Genomic DNA, 19,873 nt, shown 5'->3' on the forward strand with positions numbered 1-19,873 from the left:
TGCAGCACCCAGTCCACCGCCGCCGTGCAGTACGGCGAAGCCCTGCCCAAGAATTTCCCCGCCGACACCGCCTTGCGCCGGCTCACCTTCAACCCCTACTTTGACCGGATAGTGGGGGAGATACAGCAGTTTCTGGGCAGTGTGGGTGCGCCATATACCGGCCATCCCCTACCCGGCAAAAGACAAACCCCGGAGCTTCTAGAAAATAGCCGCCGGCTTCGCCACCATCAAGTAAAAAACACCCACCATGGCAAGGAATGCCGGGTAGCCCAAGGCCTCCCACCACCGGGTGTATCGCCAATAGAGCGCGGGCAGCACAGTCCCTTCGTCCACCGCCTGCTGTGCGAGCCGCGCCATCTGGATTTGCAGCCACACCACGGGCAGCCAGCAGACGCCGGCCAACACAAACAAGCCCAACGACCAGGCCAACCACGGCGTAGCCAGAGGCCAGCCCGCCAGATGCGCCATCAGCAAACCCGTGGCCGGCTGGATCACCACCGTGGGTGTGGTGAACCACCAGTCCGCCCGCACCACCAGCTTCACCACTTCGGCTTGCGCTGCCAGGTTGCGCGTGCGGTTGATGAAGAAGAAATAAAAGGCCGAGCCAAAGCCGGTACCTACCAGCACCACGCTGGACAGCACATGTAACCACTTCAAAGTCATGTACCAGCTCATGCACGCGCCTTTGCCAACACCCAGAGAATGACGGCTATCGGCACGTTCTTGGTCAGCGGCCCCAGGGGGTGCAGCCACAAGGACGGGTCGAGTACCGTGGCCACCAAAGTCATCCCCAGCATAAGGACCAACGCGGCCCAATAGGTAGCGCGTACGGGCTTCATAAGCATGGCCAGGGCCAGCACTACGTCGGCCCCGGCACCGCCCAGAATCAGCGCCTGCGCCAGCAACGGGTTGTGCACGCCCGCAGCCGTCAACAGGCTCAAACTTTGGCCATCCAGCTCCCACACACTGGCCAATGCCGTGGCCAACCAGACGAAGACCAGGCTATAGCGCAATGCGACGAATTCTTTCAATGAAAGCGTCATGCCACGCCTGCCCCCGCGCCATGGTTAGGGGCCACGGTATCCCGTTGCTGCCACAGCCGCACCTCTTCGGCATGCAGCTCCAGAAAGTTTTGCAAACGCGTGAAGCGCCGGCGTGTCTGCCCGGCAAATACCAGTGCGACCAGGGGGCCCAGCAGCCAGCGCAACGCGGCAGGGCCCACCTCGAATGTGTAGGTGTAGACCAGCACAGACGCCTGCGAGCCCGTGGCCCGGTGCCGCATCGAAGCGGCCCACTGCGTGAACGGAAAAGCCTGGCCCACCATTGCCGCCGCGGCCACATGCGGTCGGTCATAAGAAACAAACTGCGTGCGCATGGACAGGCTGCGCAGCATGCCCGCGCCGGCGTTCTCCGTGACCGCGCCTTTGTAGGGGCACGGCGCACCGCCCACGACGTGGGTCGCACTCACCAAAGAATCCCAGCGGGCGCGCCACTGGTGGTAGTGGAACGCGTCAAACACCACGTCCGCACTGGCGGGCATGGGAAATTCCAGCTTTTTATGCACCATGCGCAACACCCTCTTCGACTATCTCCGTCACCATGCCCCAATGCGCGAACTCGGGGGCGAACTCTTCCAGCTTCAGCAAACCCATGCAGGGCATGGCGCCTACCGGCATCGGCTCGGCACGGGCCAGTCGCCGGGCCAGCAAGATGGCGGCCATGCAGGGGATTTCGGGGCCGTGGTCGTTATCGGCTGCGATATGCCAGGCGCGGCGGGTCGATTGCCCGGCCGCATCCAGCCCCTGCACCCGCATCACCATGCCACCCAGCGCGGTACCCATGAAGTCCAACACCGTAGCGGTCCGACTCAGCAGACCCGCCAGCACGGCGGGCTGCGGGATCAGGCCCCGGCTGCGCAATGCAGCCAACACGGCAAATGCACGTTGGGCCAGGCCCACCTCCAGCGCCGCACGGAACATCACGCGCTGCGCCACGCCGTAACGCGCTGGAAATAGCTCCAGATCCGGGATGTCACACAAAGCCCCCAGGCGCGGGCGCAGGCGGGCGAACTGCACCGACGTCAGCTGGCCCCAGCCCCGCATCGAACGCCACTGCCCGCCGTTCCATACGGAAATCGGCTCGCCGCAATAGCTCAACACCCCCGCCAGCGTGGCCTTGCCCCGGGGTGCCGTTTGGGCCGGGGCGATGCAAATGTCTATCGCGTCAATACGCTGCCAGCGCTGGCACAGATGCTCTACCACCGCAGAAGACAAAGCCGGCACCGTGCTGGCCCCCGACACCGCCGTGCGCCCGGCGGCCTGAAACCGCGCCTGCAACGCCGCAGAAAAGTTACAGACAAAGCGGCGCCCATCGGCCAGGTCCAGATAATGCGCGCCCGCCTCCGCCGCGGCTTGGGCCACGGCATAGTCTTGCTGCTGAAATGGCCCGGCGGTGTGGATCAGCAACTCCACGCCAAGCTGGCGCAAGCTCTGTGCAAAATTTGCCGCTGTGTGGTCAATGGCGACACCCTGGGCACCATGGCCAAGCTCCCCAGCCAAAGCGCGGGCGCGCTGCACATCACGCCCACCCACCAGCAATTGGATGGATGCATCCCCCGCCAGGGCAAGGCAAATGCGCGCACCAAAATTGCCATAACCCCCGAGTACCAGAGTTTTCAACGCTGCAAATCCTTGTTGAGGGGTTGGGGAGATAAGCCGTCCATGTCGGCGATTATCAATGCGCCACGGCCTCCGCACTACGCGCGGTTTTTATAAGCATAAATAGTCGCTAGCGCAGATGAAATCTGCACCAGCAGCTATTATTTTTGATGGCCTGAGAGCCGCCGTACCACCAGCTCGTCATAGCCGGTCGCCGCGTCCGGCTCGCGCGCAAACTCCCACTCGGGCAGCAAGGCCAGCAACACCTCGGCCGTGGTCCGCACGATGCAGCCCGCCGCCACATGCCCGCCCAGCACCGCACCAGTGGCGGTGGACAGCGCCATGTGCAGGTGCGAACTGCTGCGCTGGCCGTCGAAGGCTATGGAGCCCGACAGGCTGAGAATTTCTGTATCGCCCACCAGACGCTGCGGCTGATCGGCACCGGCGAAGCGCAGGCCGGCGGTGGACAGGCTACCGATGCCGGAGAGCACAAAGGCGGCACGGCAATTCTGGCTGCGCACGGCGTCTTCCAGGGCTTGGCGCAGGTCTTGGCCGGGGCTCAGGCGGATAGGGAGGGTTTGCATGGTGATTTATAAAAAATAAGCCGCTGGCGCAGATACTACCTGCGCCAGCAGCTATATTTTTGATAGCCAACAGTCCTACCCGAAACCCGGGCCGCCGCAGACCTTACTTCACATGCGCCGCCTTGGCCGCCATGGCCTTAGCCAGCCCACCCCACTGCGCGCTGAACAGTCCGGCATCCATGGTCCTGACGTTCTTCATGATGGGTTTGAAGCCCATGTGGGCCAGCACGTCGCGCTCCAGGTCCACGCCGGGAGCGATTTCGGTCAGCTCCAGGCCATCGGTGGTCAGCTGGAACACGGCGCGTTCGGTGACGAACAGCACTTCCTGCTGGCGCAGCGCGGCGTCGTGGCCGTTGAAGGTGATCTGCTCGACCTTCTCGATGAACTTGCGCGACTTGCCTTCCTTGACGATGGTCAGTTGGCCGTCTGCCACTTTGACTTCCAGGCCGCCGGCGGTAAAGGTGCCGCAGAACACCAGCTTCTTGGTCGAGCGGGTGATGTTGACGAAGCCGCCGCAGCCGACCGGGCGGCCATTGAACTTGCTGACGTTCACATTGCCCCAGTTGTCGGCCTGGGCCAGGCCCAGGAAGCTGGCATCCAGGCCACCGCCGTCGTAGAAGTCGAACTGCAGCGACTGTTCGATGATGGCGTCGGCGTTGTAGGCCACGCCGAAGTCGCCCAGCTGCGCCGGGATGCCGCCGGTAATGCCGCTCTCGATGCTCAGCGTCAGCTGGTCGGCCACGCCCTCTTCGGCCGCCACCGATGGCACACCGGCAGGGATGCCGATACCGAGGTTGGTGATGGCGCCGGGGGTCAGCTCCATGGCCGTGCGGCGGGCGATGACCTTGCGCTCGTCCAGCGCCATCGGCTCCAGCGAATTGACCGGCACACGCACGTCGCCGCAAAAGGCAGGATTGAACTGGGTGGCGATGGTCTGCATGTGGTTCTCGGGCTTGCTGAGCACCACGTAGTCCACCGACACGCCGGGGATCTTCACCGCCTTGGGGTGTAGGCTGCCGGCCTTGACGATGCGCTCGACCTGCACGATGACGATGCCGCCGCAGGCCTTGGCCGCATGGGCGATGTTGATCTGCTCCAGCAGCATGCCTTCCTTGTCCAGCGTGATGTTGCCGTTCTCATCGGCCACGGTGCCGCGGATGATGGCCACGTCGATCTTGGGCGTGGGGTAGAACAGCCATTCTTCGCCGTTGAATTCAACCAGCTTCACCAGGTCTTCGGTGGACTTGCTGTTGAGCTTGCCGCCTTCGATGCGCGGGTCGACAAAGGTGCCCAGGCCGACCTTGGTCAGCAGGCCGGGGCTGCGGCTGGCGATGTGGCGGGTCAGGTGCGACAGGCTGCCCTGCGGGAAGTTGTAGGCCTCGACCTGGCCTTCGAACACCATCTTCATCATCTCGGCGCCGGTCTGGCCGAAGTGGCCGGCCACGGTGCGCTTGATCATGCCGGGGTGTGCAAAGTGCACCATGCCCGCGTCCTTGCTGTTGCCGATGGCGCCGCAGGCCCAGGTGGTGACGTTGCGCGGGTGGCCGGTATCCAGAAAGGTCTGCTCCACGCCTTTCAGCACTTCCTCGGGCAGGCTGGTGACGGCCAGGCCGCCGAGGAAGATGGTGGCGTCGTCTTGGATGAGGGCGCCGGCTTGGGCAGCGGTGATGATTTGCATGTCGGTCTTTCAGGAATTCGGGATTAAGCGTCGGGGTTTTCGATCAGCAGCGCCATGCCCTGGCCGCCACCGACGCAGGCGCTGGAGATGCCATAACGCAGGCCACGGCGGCGCAGTTCGCGCGCCAGGGTCACGGTCAGGCGCACGCCGGTTGCCGCCAGCGGGTGGCCGAGGGCGATGGCGCCGCCGTTGACGTTGAGCTTGTCGCGGTCCAGGCCGAGCTCGCGTTCCACCGCAATGGTTTGCGCGCCCTGGGCTTCGTTGATTTCAAACAGGCCAATGTCGGACAGCTGCAGGCCGCAGCGCTCCAGCAAGGCGCGGATGGCGGGTGCCGGGCCGATGCCCATCAGCTCGGGCGGCACGCCGGCAGCAGCAGCGCCGCGCAGACGGGCCAAAGGCTTCAGGCCGTTCTTGCGCACATAGGCATCGCTGGCGACCAGCGAACCGACCGCGCCATCGACCAGGGCCGAGCTATTGCCCGCGGTTTGCACGCCACCAGGGTAGACGGTGCGCAAACCGGCCAGGGCTTCGATGGGCGACGGGCGCGGATGGGTGTCGTGGTCCAGCTGGGCGACTTTGCGCGGCAGCTGGATGCCGCGGGTGGCGTAGCCGTCCAGCTCAAATTTCTCGCTGACGACGGGCACGATCTCGCCGGCGTGGAAGCCGTCGGCCTGAGCCTTCAGCGCGCGCTCGAACGACAGAGCCGCAAACGCGTCCACATCGGCACGGGTGACGCCGTATTTCTTGGCCAGGTTCTCGGCTGTCTGGATCATGGTGACCGGGCCGGCGGTGTCGTTCAGCGCTTCGACCAGGAAGTCCTTGAACTCGACCGGCGCGCCCAGCTTGAAACCGGTGCGGTGGGTGTAGGCAGCAATCGGGTTGCGCGTCATCGACTCGGCGCCGACCACCAGCGCCAGCTTGGCATAGCCGAGGGCAATCTGGTCGGCGGCCTGGCGGAACAACTCGAAGCCGGTGCCACAGATGCGTTGCACCAGGATGGCCGGCACGTCTATGGGCACGCCCGCGTACAGGCCGATGTGGCGCGGCAGCACAAAGGCGTCGAAGTCGGCCTGGGCCATGGAGCCGGTAATGACCGAGTCCACATCCGCCGCTGGCACGCCGCTGCGCTCCAGCACGGCGCGGGCCACCTTGATGCCGGTGTCGGTGGGCGATACATGGCCGAGCGGGCCGCAGTAGTCGACCAGGGGGGTGCGCACGCCGTCGACGATCCAGGCGTCCAGTTTTGCGGAAAAGTGTTTCATGGTTTAAGCCTTTGTACTGTCGGTAACTCGCAAGATGGTGGCGTAGCCGCTGTCGCCGGCTGCGCAGCCGGTGAACATGCCGACGCCGCCGCCGCGCAGTACCAGCTCTTCGATCAGCTCGATGATGGCGCGCATGCCGGTCGGGGCCTGCGGGTGGCCCCAGATGATGGAGCTGCCATAGTTGTTCATCTTCTCCCAGGCAAAGCCGGTGTCGCGCGCCAGGGCAATGTCGTTCACGGCGAAGGGGTTGTGGGTCTTGATGGCGTCTATGTCTTTGATGGTCAGGCCGGCGTTCTTCATGGCATTGAAGCTGGCGGGCGACGGCGCCATCGGCATGTAGCCGGGCTCGACGCGGGCCATGCCGAAGCCCAGGATTTCGATCTCGATATGCGGGTTGATCGACGCGGCACGGGCCAGGTCACGCGTAGTGACGATGGCGCCGGCGTTGCCGTCGGCGGGGTGCGTCTGGCCGCCAAAAGTCACCGTGCCGCCCTCCTTCACCGGCTTCAGCTTGGCCAGGCCGTCGGCGGTGGTGGGGAAGATGCCTTCGTCGGCGGCCAGCACGCCGGTCTGCTTGCGGAACTTGGAATCGGTCAGCGGCACGTCGACCATGTAGCGCTTCTGGAACGCCCGGTCGTCTGCCAGGGCCTGCTGGTACTGGGTGTAGCGGTGCAGCTTGACCTCGTGCTGCTCGCTGGTGCTGATGCCATAGCGCGCGGCCACGTTCTCGCCGGTTTGCAGCATGGGGTTCTTGGCATACGGGTCATGGCCCATGTTGTCGGGCACCCAGTGCTCGGTGATGCCGTAGCCGCCGGCGCCGCTGGGGTCGGGGTAGTAGACCACCGGGCCGTTTGACTGGCGATCGGCCATTACCAGCAGCGCGCTGGTGGCGGTACCGCAGACCACCTCTTGCGCGGCCATCTGCAGGGCCCGCACGCTGGTGGCACAGGCCTGCTGGATGGTCGGGCCGGCCACGCGGTCTATGCCCATCATGCCGGTGACCCAGGGCAGGCCGTAGAAGCTGCCCTTTTGCGGGTTGGTCAAACCCAGGATGGCCAAGTCGATCTGCGCCATGTCATAGCCGCGGGCGACCAGGGCCTGCTTGCCCAGGTTAGCCGCCAGGGGCAGTGCATTCAGGTTGGCCAGCGCGCCCTGCCACTTGGCAAATGGCGACGACCAGTAAATACCGTAAGGGATGTAGGCGTTCATGGCGGATTCCTTGCTGTGTTTTTGGCAAATTTAGTTATTTATCATAATCAAATTGAGACCCCAAATAACTAGGGAAAGCACTTAGTATTGAGTGCCTTTAAAGCCTTGTTTTAGTTATTTCACATAACCATAATTCAACCAACTAACGTACCTCAGCATGACCACACACAACCCCGACATCACCCTGGAAATCCGCGGCAACGAGCAGGAAGTCGCTGTTATCCGCCTGTCCCGCCCCGCCAAGCGCAATGCCTTGAACGACGGCCTGGTGCTGGCGCTGCGCAACCTGATGGACGGCCTGCCCTCCAGCGTGCGCGCCGCAGTGATCGACGGCGAAGGCGAGCATTTCTGCTCCGGCCTGGACCTGAGCGAACTCAAAGAACGCGACGCCGGCCAGGGCCTGCAGCATTCACGCATGTGGCATGCGGCGCTGGAACGCGTGCAGTTCGGCCCGGTGCCTGTCGTCGCTGCGCTGCACGGCGCGGTGGTCGGTGGCGGCCTGGAACTGGCCAGCGCCTGCCACATCCGCGTGGCCGATGAATCCACTTTCTACGCCCTGCCCGAAGGCTCGCGCGGCATCTTTGTCGGCGGCGGCGGCGCGGTGCGCATCCCGCGCCTGATCGGCACGGCCCGCATGACCGACATGATGATGACCGGCCGCGTCTACAACGCAGTGGACGGCGAACGGGTGGGCTTCGCCCAATACCTGGTGCCCACCGGCCAGGCCTTTACCAAAGCCTTTGAGCTGGCCGAGCGCATCGCCCAGAACGCCCCGCTGACCAACTACGCGCTGATGCACGCCCTGCCGCGCATCGCCGAGCAGCCGTCCGACCAGGGCCTGATGACCGAAGCCATGATGGCCGCCATCGCCCAAAGCGCGCCCGAAGCCAAGGCCCGTGTGCGCGCCTTCCTGGACGGCAAGGCCGCCAAGGTCCAAAAAGCGTAATCGAGACTGCCGCATGTCCGCACCCCAATACCGCCCGCTGCGCTTCGGCGTCACCCAGGTCACCACCCGTGACACGCCCGACGGCGTGCGTTATGTGCGGGCCGCGCAGGACCTGGAGCCCTACCCCACGCGCCTGACCGACCGGCTGGCCCACTGGGCACAGGCCACCCCCAACCACACCTGGATGGCCCAGCGCGTGAAGAACGCAGACGGCAGCCTGGGCGACTGGCGCCACATCAGCTACGCCGAAGCCTGGCAGTCGGCGCGCAACATCGCCCAAGCCTTGCTGGGCATGGGCCTGGGCGATGACCGTCCGATCGCCATCCTCAGCGAAAACGACCTGGACCACGCCCTGCTATCCCTCGGCGCCCTGGTGGCCGGCATTCCGCAGTGCACGATTTCCACCGCCTATTCCACGATCAGCCAGGACTACGACAAGCTGCGCCACGCGCTGGACACCCTGACCCCCGGCCTGGTGTTTGCCAGCAACGGCAGCCGCTTTGCCCGCGCCATCAATGCCACCGTAGGTGCCGATGTCAAGGTGGTGCTGGGCTCGGGCAGCATAGAAGGCCGGGCCACCATCCCCTTCAGCGAGCTGTTGAACACGCCGGCCACGCCCGCTGTGGATGCCGCCCATGCGGCCATCGGCGGCGACAGCATTGCCAAGTTCATGTTCACCTCCGGTTCGACCAAGCTGCCCAAGGCGGTGATCGTCACCCACCGCATGTGGAGCGCGAATCTGCAGCAGATGAACCAGTCCATGCCAGTGCTGGCCGAAGAAGGCCTGGTGCTGGTCGACTGGCTGCCCTGGAACCACACCTTTGGCGGCAACCACAATTTCGGCATCGTCATCTACAACGGCGGCACGCTGTACCTGGACGAAGGCAAGCCCACGCCCAAGGGCATGGCCGAGACCATCCGCAACCTGCGCGAGATCGCGCCCACGGTGTACTTCAACGTACCCACCGGCTTCGAGGTACTGGCCGAGGCCATGCAGACCGACGACCTGCTGCGCAAGAAGCTGCTGAGCCGGGTGAAGATGTTCTTCTTTGCCGCCGCCGCCTTGTCACAGCCCATCTGGGACTCGCTGTTTGCCAGCGCCGAGCGCGAGGTGGGCGAGCGCATCGTGATGAACACCGGCCTAGGCATGACAGAGGGCACGCCCTTCTGCATCGCCGTCAACAGCCCGAACGTCAAAGCCGGCTACATCGGCGTGCCCACACCAGGCCTGGAACTCAAGCTGGTGCCCACCGACGGCAAGACCGAGGTGCGCTACCGCGGCCCCAACATCACGCCTGGCTACTGGCGCAACCCCGAAGCCACCAAGGAGAGCTTTGACGAAGAAGGCTTTTACTGCTCGGGCGACGCCGTGCAGTGGATCGATGAGAACGACCTGCACCAAGGCCTGAAGTTCGACGGCCGGATTGCCGAAGACTTCAAGCTCAGCACCGGCACCTTTGTCAGCGTCGGCCCGATGCGCGCCAAGATCATTGCCGCAGGCGCGCCCTATGTGCAAGACGCGGTACTGACCGGCATCAACTGCAAGGAAGTCGGCGCGCTGATCCTGCCCACGCCCGCCTGCCGCGCGCTTAGCGGGCTGCCCGACAGCGCCAGCCTGCAAGAAGTGCTGGAAAGCGCCCCGGTGCAAGCCCACTTCCAGCAAGTCGCCAACCGGCTGGCCGCCGAATCCACCGGCAGCGCCACCCGCGTGGCCCGCATCCACCTGATGGCCGAGCCGCCCTCGCTGGACAAGGGCGAGATCACCGACAAGGGCTCGATCAACCAGCGCGCCGTGCTCAAGCACCGCGCGGACCTGGTCGCCGCCCTGCACGACGGCAGCCTGCCGTTCACCATCCAACCCCAATAGTTTTCTACCGGACCCACAACATGCAAATTCAAGGACAAGCCGCCCTCGTCACCGGAGCCGCCTCCGGCCTGGGCGAAGCCACCGCCCGCGAACTGGCCCGCTTGGGCGCCAAGGTCGCGGTGCTCGACGTCAACATGGCCCTGGCCGAGAAAGTCGCTGCAGAAATTGGTGGTGTCGCCTGCCAGTGCGACATTACCAACGCCGACAGCGTGACCGCCGCGATTGAAAAAGCCGCAGCCGCCCACGGCCCGGCCCGCATCCTGATGAACGTGGCCGGCATCGGCGGCGCCAAGCGGGTGGTGCAAAAAGACGGCAGCGCCGCCCCGCTGGACGCCTTCAGCAAGGTCATCGCCGTGAACCTGATCGGCAGCTACAACATGACCCGCTTGTTCGCCGCCGCCTGCGCCAAGCTCGACGCCCTGGAAGACGGCGCCCGCGGCGTGATCATGTTCACCGCCTCGGTGGCGGCCTTCGACGGCCAGGTCGGCCAGCAGGCCTACAGCGCGTCCAAGGGCGGCCTGGTCGGCATGACCCTGCCAATGGCGCGCGACCTGGCGCAGTACGGCATCCGCGTCTGCACCGTTGCGCCCGGCCTGTTTGCCACGCCACTGATGAAAGAGCTGCCCGAAGCCGTGCAGGCATCGCTGGCCGCCAGCATTCCGTTCCCGTCGCGCCTGGGCAAGCCGTCCGAATTCGCCGAACTGGCAGCCCACATCGTGACCAACGGCCATTTGAATGGCGAAGTGATACGCCTGGACGGCGCGCTGCGCATGGCGCCGCGTTGATGAATTTATAAGAAAAGAGCCGCCAGTGCATATACCACCTGCACCGAAAGCTATACAAATAAGAGCAGGCTCGATGTCCATCACCGAAGCCATGCCATCCCAGAACATCAAGGCCGCTGCACATCTGCAGCGGGATGTACCACCCGAAGGAGACAACATGCAAGCCCCAAAGAACCGCCACCACTCCGGCTTACGCCCCTTGACCGTCGCACTGATAGCTGCCGGCGCTTTTGCCGCCCATGCCCAGACGGCGGCACCCAGCTCCAGCGTCAACTTGTACGGGCTGATCGACGTGGGCGTGGAACACGTCAGCAAAGTCAACGGGGTGGGTGGCATCACCCGCATGCCCAGCAACACCAGCTCGCTGCCATCGCGGCTGGGCTTCCGCGGCACCGAAGACCTGGGCGACGGCCTGAAGGCCCAGTTCGTGCTGGAAATGGGCTTTGCACCCGATACCGGCGCGTCCGGCCAAGGTGGCCGCTTGTTCGGCCGCCAGGCAAACGTCGGGCTGGCCGGCTCCTGGGGTAGCGTGACTGTGGGCCGCCAGTATTCCACCCTGTTCTGGTCGATCCAAGACTCGGACGTGATCGGGCCAGCGGTGTACGCCATCGGCTCGCTCGACTCCTACATCCCCAATTCGCGGGCGGACAACTCCATCGGCTACCGCGGCACCTTCAGCGGCTTCACCGTGGGCGCTGAATACAGCCTGGGCCGCGACACCGTGAACGCCGGCCCCAGCCCGGCCGGCACCAACTGCGCAGGCGAAAGCGGCACTGACAAGCAGGCCTGCCGCCAGTGGTCGGCCACCGCCAAATACGACACCCCCAACTGGGGCGCCGTGTTGACCTATGACACCTTGAATGGCCGCACCCCCACCGGCCCCACCGACGTGGTGTTCGGCGGCCTGAACAGCAGCAGCACCAGTGACAGCCGCACGCTGGTGGCCGGCTACTTCAAGGTTGCGGGCGCCAAGATCGGCGGCGGCGTGATCCGCCGCGACAACGAAGGCAGCCTGACCCGCCCCCGCAGCAAGCTGTGGTACCTGGGCGCGTCCTACCCACTGACCCCCCAGCTGACGCTGGACGGCCAGTGGGCCAGCCTGCGCTATAGCAATGCCAACGACGTGAATTCGACCCTGCTGGCCGCGCGCCTGGTCTACAGCCTGTCCAAACGCACGGCCGTGTACGGCCAGGTGGGCCACATCAGCAACGACCGGCTGGTCAACGTGTCCGTCAGCGGTGGCGCAGCCGGCAGCAACCCGGCCCTCGGATCCTCGCAAAACGGCATCAGCTTTGGCGTTCGCCACGCGTTCTAAGCCGCCGTCCCCACCCGATAAATCGATATAGAAAGTGGCTCTAGCGCAGACAAAACCTGCGCCAGAAGCTACGAAATTAGGAGCAAACAGCATGACCCGCCGCCATTTCCTCACCACCCTGACCGGCACCGCCGCCTTGGCCGCCTGGTCGCCCCTCACGCTGCTGGCCCAGGGCCTGGAGCAAGTCAAGATTTACTACGGCTTCCCGCCCGGCAGCTCGGGCGACAGCGTGGCCCGGCGCGTAGCCGAAAAGCTGGCTGGCACCGCCTACACCAAGAACCCCGGCGTGGTCGACAACAAGCCCGGCGCTGGCGGCCGGATTGCGCTGGAAAGCCTGAAGGTCGCGCCCGCCGATGGCTCGGTGCTGGCGCTGGCGCCGGTGTCGGCCATGTCGGTGTATCCGCACATTTACAGCAAGCTCAGCTACGACCCCAAGGACTTCGCCCAGGTGTCGATCGGCGCGATCATGCACCACGGCCTGGCGGTCGGCCCGGCGGTTCCCGCCTCGGTCAAGACCTTGAAGGACTTCCTGACCTGGGCCAAGGCCAACCCGGACCAGGCCAGCTACGGCTCGCCCGGCGCCGGCTCCATGCCGCACCTGCTGGGCGCGCTGCTCGGCCTGCGCTCCAAGGTCGACCTGAAGCACGTACCCTACCGCGGCACCGTGCCCGGCATCACCGACCTGGTGGGTGGCCAGATCGCCTCCACCATGAACCCCAGCGGCGACTACCTGGCCTACGCCAAGGCCGGCAAGCTGCGCGTGCTGGCCACCTCGGGCCCACAGCGTTCGCCCTACTACCCCGACGTGCCGACCTTCGTCGAGCAAGGCTTCCCCGACCTGGTGGTGGAGGAATGGTTTGGCTTTTACGCACCGGCCAAGACCCCGGCCGCCACCCTGGCCAATGCCACGGCCGCTATCAACGCCGCGCTGAAAGACAAGGTGGTGATGGACAGCCTGGCGCTGGTCGGCCTGATCCCACACGGATCGAGTGCCGAGGAAATGGCCAAGTCGCAAAAAGCCGAGTTCGAGCGCTGGGGCCCTCTGGTCAAGCAAATCGGCTTCAGCGCAGATTCTTAAATTGATAAGAAATAGGCCACCAGCGCATATACCACCTGCGCTGGCAGCTATCTAAAACAGAGCAAACCCATGGCCGCCTTGGACGACATCACCTTCATCCTGAACGACGTGCTGCAGGCCCCGGCCCAGTGGCAAGCGCTGCCCGCGTTTGCCGACACCGATGCCGATCTGGCGCTGCAGGTGCTGGATGAAGCCAGCAAGTTCGTCACCAGCGAGATCACGCCGCTGCACCGCGTCGGTGACGAGGTGGGTTGCAGTTTCAACGCGGGCCAGGTGACGGTGCCACCCGGTTTCAAGGCCGCCTACCAGGCGTTCTGGCAAGCCGGCTGGCCCTCGCTGTCGTGCGCGGTGGAAGACGGTGGCCAGGGTTTGCCGGCGGTGCTGGAGGGCGTGCTGTACGAAATGCTCGCCGGCGCCAACCATGGCTGGACCATGGCGCCCGGCCTGCTGCACGGCGCCTATGCCTGCCTCAAGCACCACGGTAGCGATGCGCTCAAAGCCGCCTACCTGCCAAAGATCGCCAGCGGCGAATGGCTGGCCACCATGTGCCTGACCGAGGCCCACGCCGGCAGCGATCTGGGCCTGGTGCGCAGCAAAGCGCTGCCACAACCGGATGGCAGCGTGCGCGTGTCCGGCACCAAAATTTTTATCTCCGGCGGCGAGCACGACCTGACGGACAACATCGTCCATCTGGTGCTAGCCCGCCTGCCCGATGCCCCCGCCGGACCCAAGGGCTTGTCGCTGTTCCTGGTGCCCAAGGTTTTGCCCGACGGCCAGCGCAATACCGTGGTCTGCGAGCGCATCGAAGAAAAGATGGGTTTGCACGGCAGCCCCACCTGCGTGCTGCGATTTGACGAGGCCACTGGCTGGCAGGTGGGTGAGGCGAACAAGGGCTTGAACGCCATGTTCGTGATGATGAACGCCGCCCGCCTGCACGTCGGCATGCAGGGCATAGGCCTGCTGGACGCGGCCTGGCAGAAAGCCCACGCCTATGCGCAGGAGCGCCGGCAGATGCGGGCGCCGAAATCTCTAAAAGGCCCCGATCTGATCAGCGAACACCCGGCGATCCGCCGCATCCTCGACACCCAGCGCGCCTGGATCGACGGCGGCCGGGTACTCACCTACCACACGGCCCTGCAACTGGACGTAGCCGAACACCACCCCGACGCTTCCGAGCGCGCCACCGCCCAGCGCTGGTGCACGCTGGTCACCCCGGTGCTGAAGGCCGCGTTCTCCGACCAGGCTTTCAGCGGCGCCAGCGCCTGCCTGCAGGTATTCGGCGGCCACGGCTATGTGCGCGAATGGGGCATAGAACAAATCGTGCGCGACGCCCGGGTGGCGATGATTTACGAGGGCACGAACGAGATCCAGGCCATCGACTTGCTGCTGCGCAAGGTGCTGGCTGATGGCGGCGCCGGCCTGTTAAGCCTGCTGGCCGACCTGCCCGGTGACCGGCGCCGCGACGCCCTGATGGACACCACCGCCGCCCTGGTGCAAGCCGCTCAAACCGACCCCGAGCTGCCCTACTGGGTGGCCGACGACTACCTGCGCGCGCTGGCCCTGGTGCTGCTGGCCTGGGCCTGGGACCGCATCGCCGCCGCGCCAGGAGCACACACGCCGCGCTGGGCCGAGCCAGCCCTGGCCTTCCAGACCTGGGTGCTGCCCGAGTTCGACATGCGCCTGGCCATCATCCGCCAGCGCCTGCCCCCAAAAATAAGCACAAAAATAACCGCTAGCGCAGTACTTGCCTGCGACACAAGCTACTGATTTAGTAGCAAACCAACTTCCCCGTTCCCCCGCTTGCAGCGTGTTGAGGCCACGCTGTGGGCCCCCCTGCGCCTCGACCTTGGAGACAACAACACCATGATAAGAAGATTGCACCCTGGATTAATCGCGGCATCCCTGCTGCCCGCCCTGCTGATCGGCTGTGGCGATTCGGACGATGCCCTGCCGCAACTGGCGGCCGCCACACCCGGCACGCTGCAGTCCTGTACCGATCTGGCCAGCAAAATCAGCTTTCCCAACACCACGATCACTGCGGCCACCGCGATTGCGGCAGGCGCGGTGACCGCAGCGGGCGCAGCCGTTCCCGCGCATTGCCAAATCACCGGCAACATGTACCCGCGTGTCAGCCCCATCGACGGCCAGAGCTACGCCATCGGCTTTGAAATGCGTCTGCCCAATGCCTGGAACGGCCGCTTCTTCTACCAGGCCAACGGCGGCTCCGACGGCTTGATCCTGCCCGCGCTGGGCGGTGGTGGTCCGCAGCCCCAGGTGGCCCTGCAACAAGGTTTCGCGGTCATCAGCTCCGACGCGGGCCACTCGGGCCAGGGCAACCTGGCCTTCGGCCTCGATTTCCAGGCCCGCCTGGACTACGGCTACCAGGCCGTGGCCAAGCTCACGCCCATGGCCAAGTCGGTGATCGCCACCGCCTACGGAAAAGCCCCGGACCGCTCGTACATCAGCGGCTGCTCCAACGGGGGCCGCCATACCTTTGTAGCCATGACCCGCATGGCCGACCAGTACGACGGCTACCTGGCCGGCGCCCCCGGCTACCGGCTGCCACTGGCGGCGATTGCGAACCAAGAGCGCGCCAAGCACCTGGCGACGGTGGCCACCGACCCGGCCGACCTCAGCACCTCGTTCACCAGCGCTGAGCGCGCGACGCTGTCCTCCGCCGTGGTCGCCAAGTGCGATGCGCTGGATGGTGTCAGCGACGGGATGATCCAAGATGTAGAAGCCTGCCGCGCCAGCTTCGACATCCAGCGCGACGTACCGACCTGCAGCGGTGCGCGCGACGGCAGCTGCCTGAGCCCGGCCCAGAAGACGGCGTTCGCGCCCATGTTCTCCGGCGCGGTGGACGGCCAGGGCAAGAAGTTCTACGCCAGCTTCCCGTACGACAGCGGGCACAACGCGGCCGACTCTTCGTTCTGGCGCTTCTTTGTGCCGCTGAACATCGACTCCGGGGCGACGGCGCTGATCTGGGGTGCGCCACCGGCCAACCCCGCTACCTTCAATGGAGCATCCTATGCGCTGAACACCTCGGTCGATACGAAACTGGCCGCGGTCGCAGCGACCAATGCGACCTACACGGAGTCCGGCCTGTCCTTCATGCAGCCGGTGGAACCAACCCAATTGGGCAAGGTGAAAAGCCGGGGCGCCAAAGTCATGGTCTACCACGGCGTGAGCGATGCCATCTTCTCGGTCGACGACACCACGACCTGGTACGACGGCCTGCGCACGGCCAACGGGGGCGACGCCTCCAACTTCGCCCGCTTCTACCGGGTTCCCGGCATGTCCCACTGCGCGGTCGGCCCGGCAACGGACCAGTTCGACATGCTGACGCAGCTGGTCAACTGGGTGGAAAAGGGCCAGGCACCCGACAACGTGGTGGCCAACGTGCGCGGTGCTGGCAATGCTGCGGGCGTCAATCCTGACGTGCCCAGCAGCTGGTCCCCCACCCGCAGCCGCCCGCTGTGCGCCTACCCCAAGGTGGCCCGCTACAACGGCAGTGGCGACGTGGAAAGCGCGTCCAGCTTCAGCTGCAAGTAAAGGCCCAGTACCGCCAGCGCCTGTCTCAAAAATAATAAAAAAACAACTGCTAGCGCAGAACCCGCCTGCGCTAGCAGCTACTGATTCAGTAGCAAACCACTTTCCCCATTCCCCCAGCTTGCAGCGTGTTGAGGCCACGCTGCAGGCTCCCCTGCGCCTCGACCTTGGAGACAACACCATGAAAAGAAGATTGCACCCTGGATTACTCGCCCTGTCGGCCTTGCCGGCAGCCCTGCTGATGGGCTGCGGCGGATCGGACAGCGCGGTACCGCAGCTCTCGGCCGCCACCCCGGCCACGCTGCAGTCCTGCGCCACCCTGGCCAGCAGCCTGGCGCTGCCCAATACCAGCATCACCTCGGCGGTGGACGTGGCCGCCGGTGCACTGGTGGTTACCGGCGTCAGCACGCCCATCCCCGCGCACTGCCTGGTCAAGGGCAAGATGAACCAGCGAACCAGCGCGGTCGACGGCGCCAGCTACGCCATTGGCTTCGAAATCCGCATGCCGGTGGCCTGGAACGGCCGCTTCCTGTACCAGGCGAATGGCGGGCTGGACGGCAGCGTGGTCACCGCCGTCGGCGCCACCAGCGGTGCCGCGCCCGTCGCCCCCGGCCTGAGCCAGGGCTTTGCGGTGCTGAGCTCAGACGCCGGCCATGGCGCGCCCACGCCCTTCTTCGGCCTGGACCCACAGGCCCGGCTCGACTACGGCTACCAGGCCGTGGGCAGCCTCACCCCCATGGCCAAAAACCTGATCAAGAGCGCCTACGGCAAGGCGCCGGACCGCTCCTACTTTGCCGGCTGCTCGAACGGCGGCCGCCACGCGATGGTGGCCGCAGCCCGCTACGGCGACCAGTACGACGGCATCCTGGCCGGCAACCCCGGTTTCCACCTGCCCAAGGCCGCCACCACCCAGCTGTGGAAAGCCCAGCAGTACGCCACGGTGTCGACCCTGGACTCCAACAGCCAGCCGGTACTGACCAGCGCCGTCACCCCGGCCGAATTCAGCATGGTCAGCGCCAAGATCGTCGCCAAATGTGATGCCCTGGACGGCGTCACCGACGGCCAGGTGCAGGACGTAGCCGCCTGCCAGGCCGCCTTCAGCCTGCAAAACGATGTGCCCAGCTGCAGCGGCGCCCGCGACGGCACCTGCCTGACGCCGGCCCAGAAGACCGTGCTGGGCAATATCTTTGCCGGCCCGAAGAACAGCAAGGGCGAGGCCCTGTACACCGGCACCTGGTTCGACCCGGGCATTGCCGGAGCCAATTTCGCGTCCTGGCACTTCGGCTCGCCCGCTACCCGCGATGCTGGCGCCGTGGCCTTCATCTTCGCCACGCCGCCGACCACCACGGCCGCCTTCGCCGCCACCACCGGCTTGCAATACGCGCTGAACTTCAGCATGGAGACCGACTATCCGAAGATATTCGCCACCACCTCGGTGTATACCGAATCGTCCTGGGCGTTCATGACGCCGCCGAACGAGAGCCAGCTGAACACGCTGCGCAACCGCGGCGCCAAGCTGATGGTCTACCACGGCGTGGCCGACGGCGTGTTCTCGCCGGTCGACACCGCCCACTGGATGGATGCCCTGCAGGCGAATAACGGCGGCAATGCCAGCAGCTTCGCCCGGCTGTTCCTGGTACCCGGCATGAACCACTGCTCGGGCGGCCCGGCCACCGACCAGTTCGACATGCTCGCGCCCCTGGTCAACTGGGTGGAAAAAGGCCAGGCCCCCGACAGCGTGATCGCCAACGTGCGCGGCGCCGGCGCCAACGTGGTCAACGCCGAGTTGCCCGCATCCTGGTCGGCCACCCGCAGCCGCCCACTCTGCGTGTACCCCAAAGTCGCCCGCTACAACGGCAGCGGCGATGTGGAAAGCGCGGCCAGCTTCAGTTGCAAGTAGGCTGGGACCGGTAAAAAAGGGGGCTGGCCACGGCTGGCAAAATAGCACGATGACCGTAACCAGCCCCCGCAAGTCCATTACCTCCGTCGACAGCAGCGCCTTGGAGACCTTAGTGGGCTACAACGCCCGGCGGGCCTCGCTGGTGATCACCGAAGTTTTTGTCGAGCGCATGGTGGTGCACGACCTGCGCATGGTGGAGTTCTCCATCCTGTCGCTGGTCGGGCACAACCCCGGCATCACCTCGCGCCAGTTGTCCAGCGCCCTCAGCATCCTGCCGCCCAACCTGGTGAGCCTGGTCAACGGCATCGACAAGCGCGGGCTGATCGAACGCCAGCCCCACCCGGTGGACGGCCGGGCCGTCGGACTGCACCTCACCAGCGCCGGCGAAACCCTGCTGGCCGAGGCCGAACACACCGCAGCCCAGCTGGAAATCGAATCCACCGCCAGCCTGAGCGCCGCCGAGCGAAAAACGCTGATCCGGCTGCTGCAAAAAATATACCGCGCATAAATCTGCACCAGCGCATATACCCTATGCGTGCATTGCTATTAAACTAGTAGCAAAATTGATTTTTGCGGTATAGTTGCAGCGCTATCCGGGCGCAAAGCCAGCAACCGGACACCCCCAACAAACATTGCACCGAGGAGAACACCCTATGAGTTCCAAAGAAAACGTCGCCGTCCACCAACTGCTGGCTCTGCTGGAATCCCGCTACGCCATCCGCGTGCTGTGGGCCCTGAAAGACGGCCACGCCCAGACCTTCCGCCTGCTGCAAGACAGCGTCGGCGGCGTCACCCCGAACACCTTGAACACCCGTCTCAAAGAGCTGCGCGAAGCCGACCTGCTGACCCACGGCTCCGACGGCTACAGCGTCACCCCCACCGGCGCCGACCTGCTCAAACGCCTGAGCGACATCCAGGCCTTTGCCGGCAAATGGTCGGTAGCTCAGGCCAAGAAGGTCAAGTAAACCGCAAGCCACGGAGTCACCGCTAGAGTGGCAAGTGGCTTATGCGACACATCGGGGTTTCAAGCAAGGATGGAGACT

18 protein-coding genes are annotated in these 19,873 nt (G+C 65.3%); 10 read left to right on the top strand and 8 right to left on the bottom strand.

Going from position 1 to position 19,873, the window contains the following annotated elements; genetic code table 11:
* Positions 1-198 precede the first annotated feature (198 nt).
* The 8 genes from BLT66_RS14680 to BLT66_RS14715 form a co-directional block, all read right to left on the bottom strand.
* Positions 199-675 (bottom strand): DUF2269 family protein, encoded by a 477-nt coding sequence (locus BLT66_RS14680; protein WP_092759146.1) that lies wholly within the window; start codon positions 673-675, stop codon positions 199-201.
* The gene (locus BLT66_RS14685; protein WP_092758482.1) at positions 672-1,043 is read right to left on the bottom strand and encodes a DoxX-like family protein; all 372 of its coding nucleotides are present in this window, start codon (positions 1,041-1,043) and stop codon (positions 672-674) included. Before BLT66_RS14685 ends, BLT66_RS14680 begins: the two co-directional genes overlap by 4 nt.
* Positions 1,040-1,540 carry an SRPBCC family protein gene (locus tag BLT66_RS14690; RefSeq protein ID WP_255406924.1) on the bottom strand — a complete coding sequence of 167 codons (501 nt, stop codon included), beginning with the start codon at positions 1,538-1,540 and terminating at the stop codon, positions 1,040-1,042. Before BLT66_RS14690 ends, BLT66_RS14685 begins: the two co-directional genes overlap by 4 nt.
* 16 nt (positions 1,541-1,556) lie before the next feature.
* A complete protein-coding gene (locus BLT66_RS14695; RefSeq protein ID WP_092758484.1) occupies positions 1,557-2,678 on the bottom strand; it encodes a saccharopine dehydrogenase family protein in 1,122 nt (373 codons plus the stop codon).
* A gap of 140 nt (positions 2,679-2,818) precedes the next feature.
* Positions 2,819-3,241 (bottom strand): PPC domain-containing DNA-binding protein, encoded by a 423-nt coding sequence (locus tag BLT66_RS14700; protein ID WP_092758485.1) that lies wholly within the window; start codon positions 3,239-3,241, stop codon positions 2,819-2,821.
* A gap of 103 nt (positions 3,242-3,344) precedes the next feature.
* Positions 3,345-4,919: an acyl CoA:acetate/3-ketoacid CoA transferase gene (locus BLT66_RS14705; protein ID WP_092758486.1), complete on the bottom strand. Its 1,575-nt coding sequence runs from the start codon at positions 4,917-4,919 to the stop codon at positions 3,345-3,347.
* 23 nt (positions 4,920-4,942) lie between these two features.
* Entirely contained in the window at positions 4,943-6,181 is a 1,239-nt protein-coding gene (locus BLT66_RS14710) for a thiolase family protein (RefSeq protein WP_092758487.1), read from the bottom strand.
* A gap of 3 nt (positions 6,182-6,184) precedes the next feature.
* Complete coding sequence (locus tag BLT66_RS14715) at positions 6,185-7,390, bottom strand: thiolase family protein (protein WP_092758488.1); 1,206 nt, start codon at positions 7,388-7,390, stop codon at positions 6,185-6,187.
* 157 nt (positions 7,391-7,547) lie between these two features.
* Here BLT66_RS14715 and BLT66_RS14720 point away from each other — a divergent pair, with 157 nt between their 5' ends.
* The 10 genes from BLT66_RS14720 (at position 7,548) to BLT66_RS14765 (ending at position 19,795) form a co-directional block, all read left to right on the top strand.
* Positions 7,548-8,336, top strand: a complete 789-nt coding sequence (locus tag BLT66_RS14720) for a crotonase/enoyl-CoA hydratase family protein (protein WP_092758489.1) — start codon at positions 7,548-7,550, stop codon at positions 8,334-8,336.
* Positions 8,337-8,349: 13 nt separating this feature from the next.
* Complete coding sequence (locus BLT66_RS14725) at positions 8,350-10,203, top strand: feruloyl-CoA synthase (protein WP_092758490.1); 1,854 nt, start codon at positions 8,350-8,352, stop codon at positions 10,201-10,203.
* A gap of 20 nt (positions 10,204-10,223) precedes the next feature.
* On the top strand, positions 10,224-10,988 hold the full coding sequence (locus BLT66_RS14730) for an SDR family NAD(P)-dependent oxidoreductase (RefSeq protein WP_092758491.1): 765 nt from the start codon (positions 10,224-10,226) through the stop codon (positions 10,986-10,988).
* A 157-nt stretch (positions 10,989-11,145) separates the two neighbouring features.
* Positions 11,146-12,303, top strand: coding sequence for a porin (locus tag BLT66_RS14735; RefSeq protein ID WP_092759148.1), 1,158 nt, complete (start codon positions 11,146-11,148; stop codon positions 12,301-12,303).
* 91 nt (positions 12,304-12,394) lie between these two features.
* Entirely contained in the window at positions 12,395-13,381 is a 987-nt protein-coding gene (locus tag BLT66_RS14740) for a Bug family tripartite tricarboxylate transporter substrate binding protein (protein ID WP_092758492.1), read from the top strand.
* A 69-nt stretch (positions 13,382-13,450) separates the two neighbouring features.
* A complete protein-coding gene (locus BLT66_RS14745) occupies positions 13,451-15,148 on the top strand; it encodes an acyl-CoA dehydrogenase family protein (RefSeq protein WP_092758493.1) in 1,698 nt (565 codons plus the stop codon).
* Between the two features lie 96 nt (positions 15,149-15,244).
* Complete coding sequence (locus BLT66_RS14750) at positions 15,245-16,933, top strand: tannase/feruloyl esterase family alpha/beta hydrolase (RefSeq protein ID WP_092759150.1); 1,689 nt, start codon at positions 15,245-15,247, stop codon at positions 16,931-16,933.
* Between the two features lie 178 nt (positions 16,934-17,111).
* On the top strand, positions 17,112-18,830 hold the full coding sequence (locus BLT66_RS14755; protein ID WP_092758494.1) for a tannase/feruloyl esterase family alpha/beta hydrolase: 1,719 nt from the start codon (positions 17,112-17,114) through the stop codon (positions 18,828-18,830).
* Between the two features lie 49 nt (positions 18,831-18,879).
* On the top strand, positions 18,880-19,338 hold the full coding sequence (locus BLT66_RS14760; protein ID WP_092758495.1) for a MarR family winged helix-turn-helix transcriptional regulator: 459 nt from the start codon (positions 18,880-18,882) through the stop codon (positions 19,336-19,338).
* 145 nt (positions 19,339-19,483) lie between these two features.
* Positions 19,484-19,795 carry a winged helix-turn-helix transcriptional regulator gene (locus tag BLT66_RS14765; RefSeq protein WP_092758496.1) on the top strand — a complete coding sequence of 104 codons (312 nt, stop codon included), beginning with the start codon at positions 19,484-19,486 and terminating at the stop codon, positions 19,793-19,795.
* Positions 19,796-19,873 lie beyond the last annotated feature (78 nt).

This window comes from Rhodoferax sp. OV413 (assembly GCF_900104385.1).
Classification (GTDB): Bacteria; Pseudomonadota; Gammaproteobacteria; order Burkholderiales; family Burkholderiaceae_C; genus Rhodoferax_B.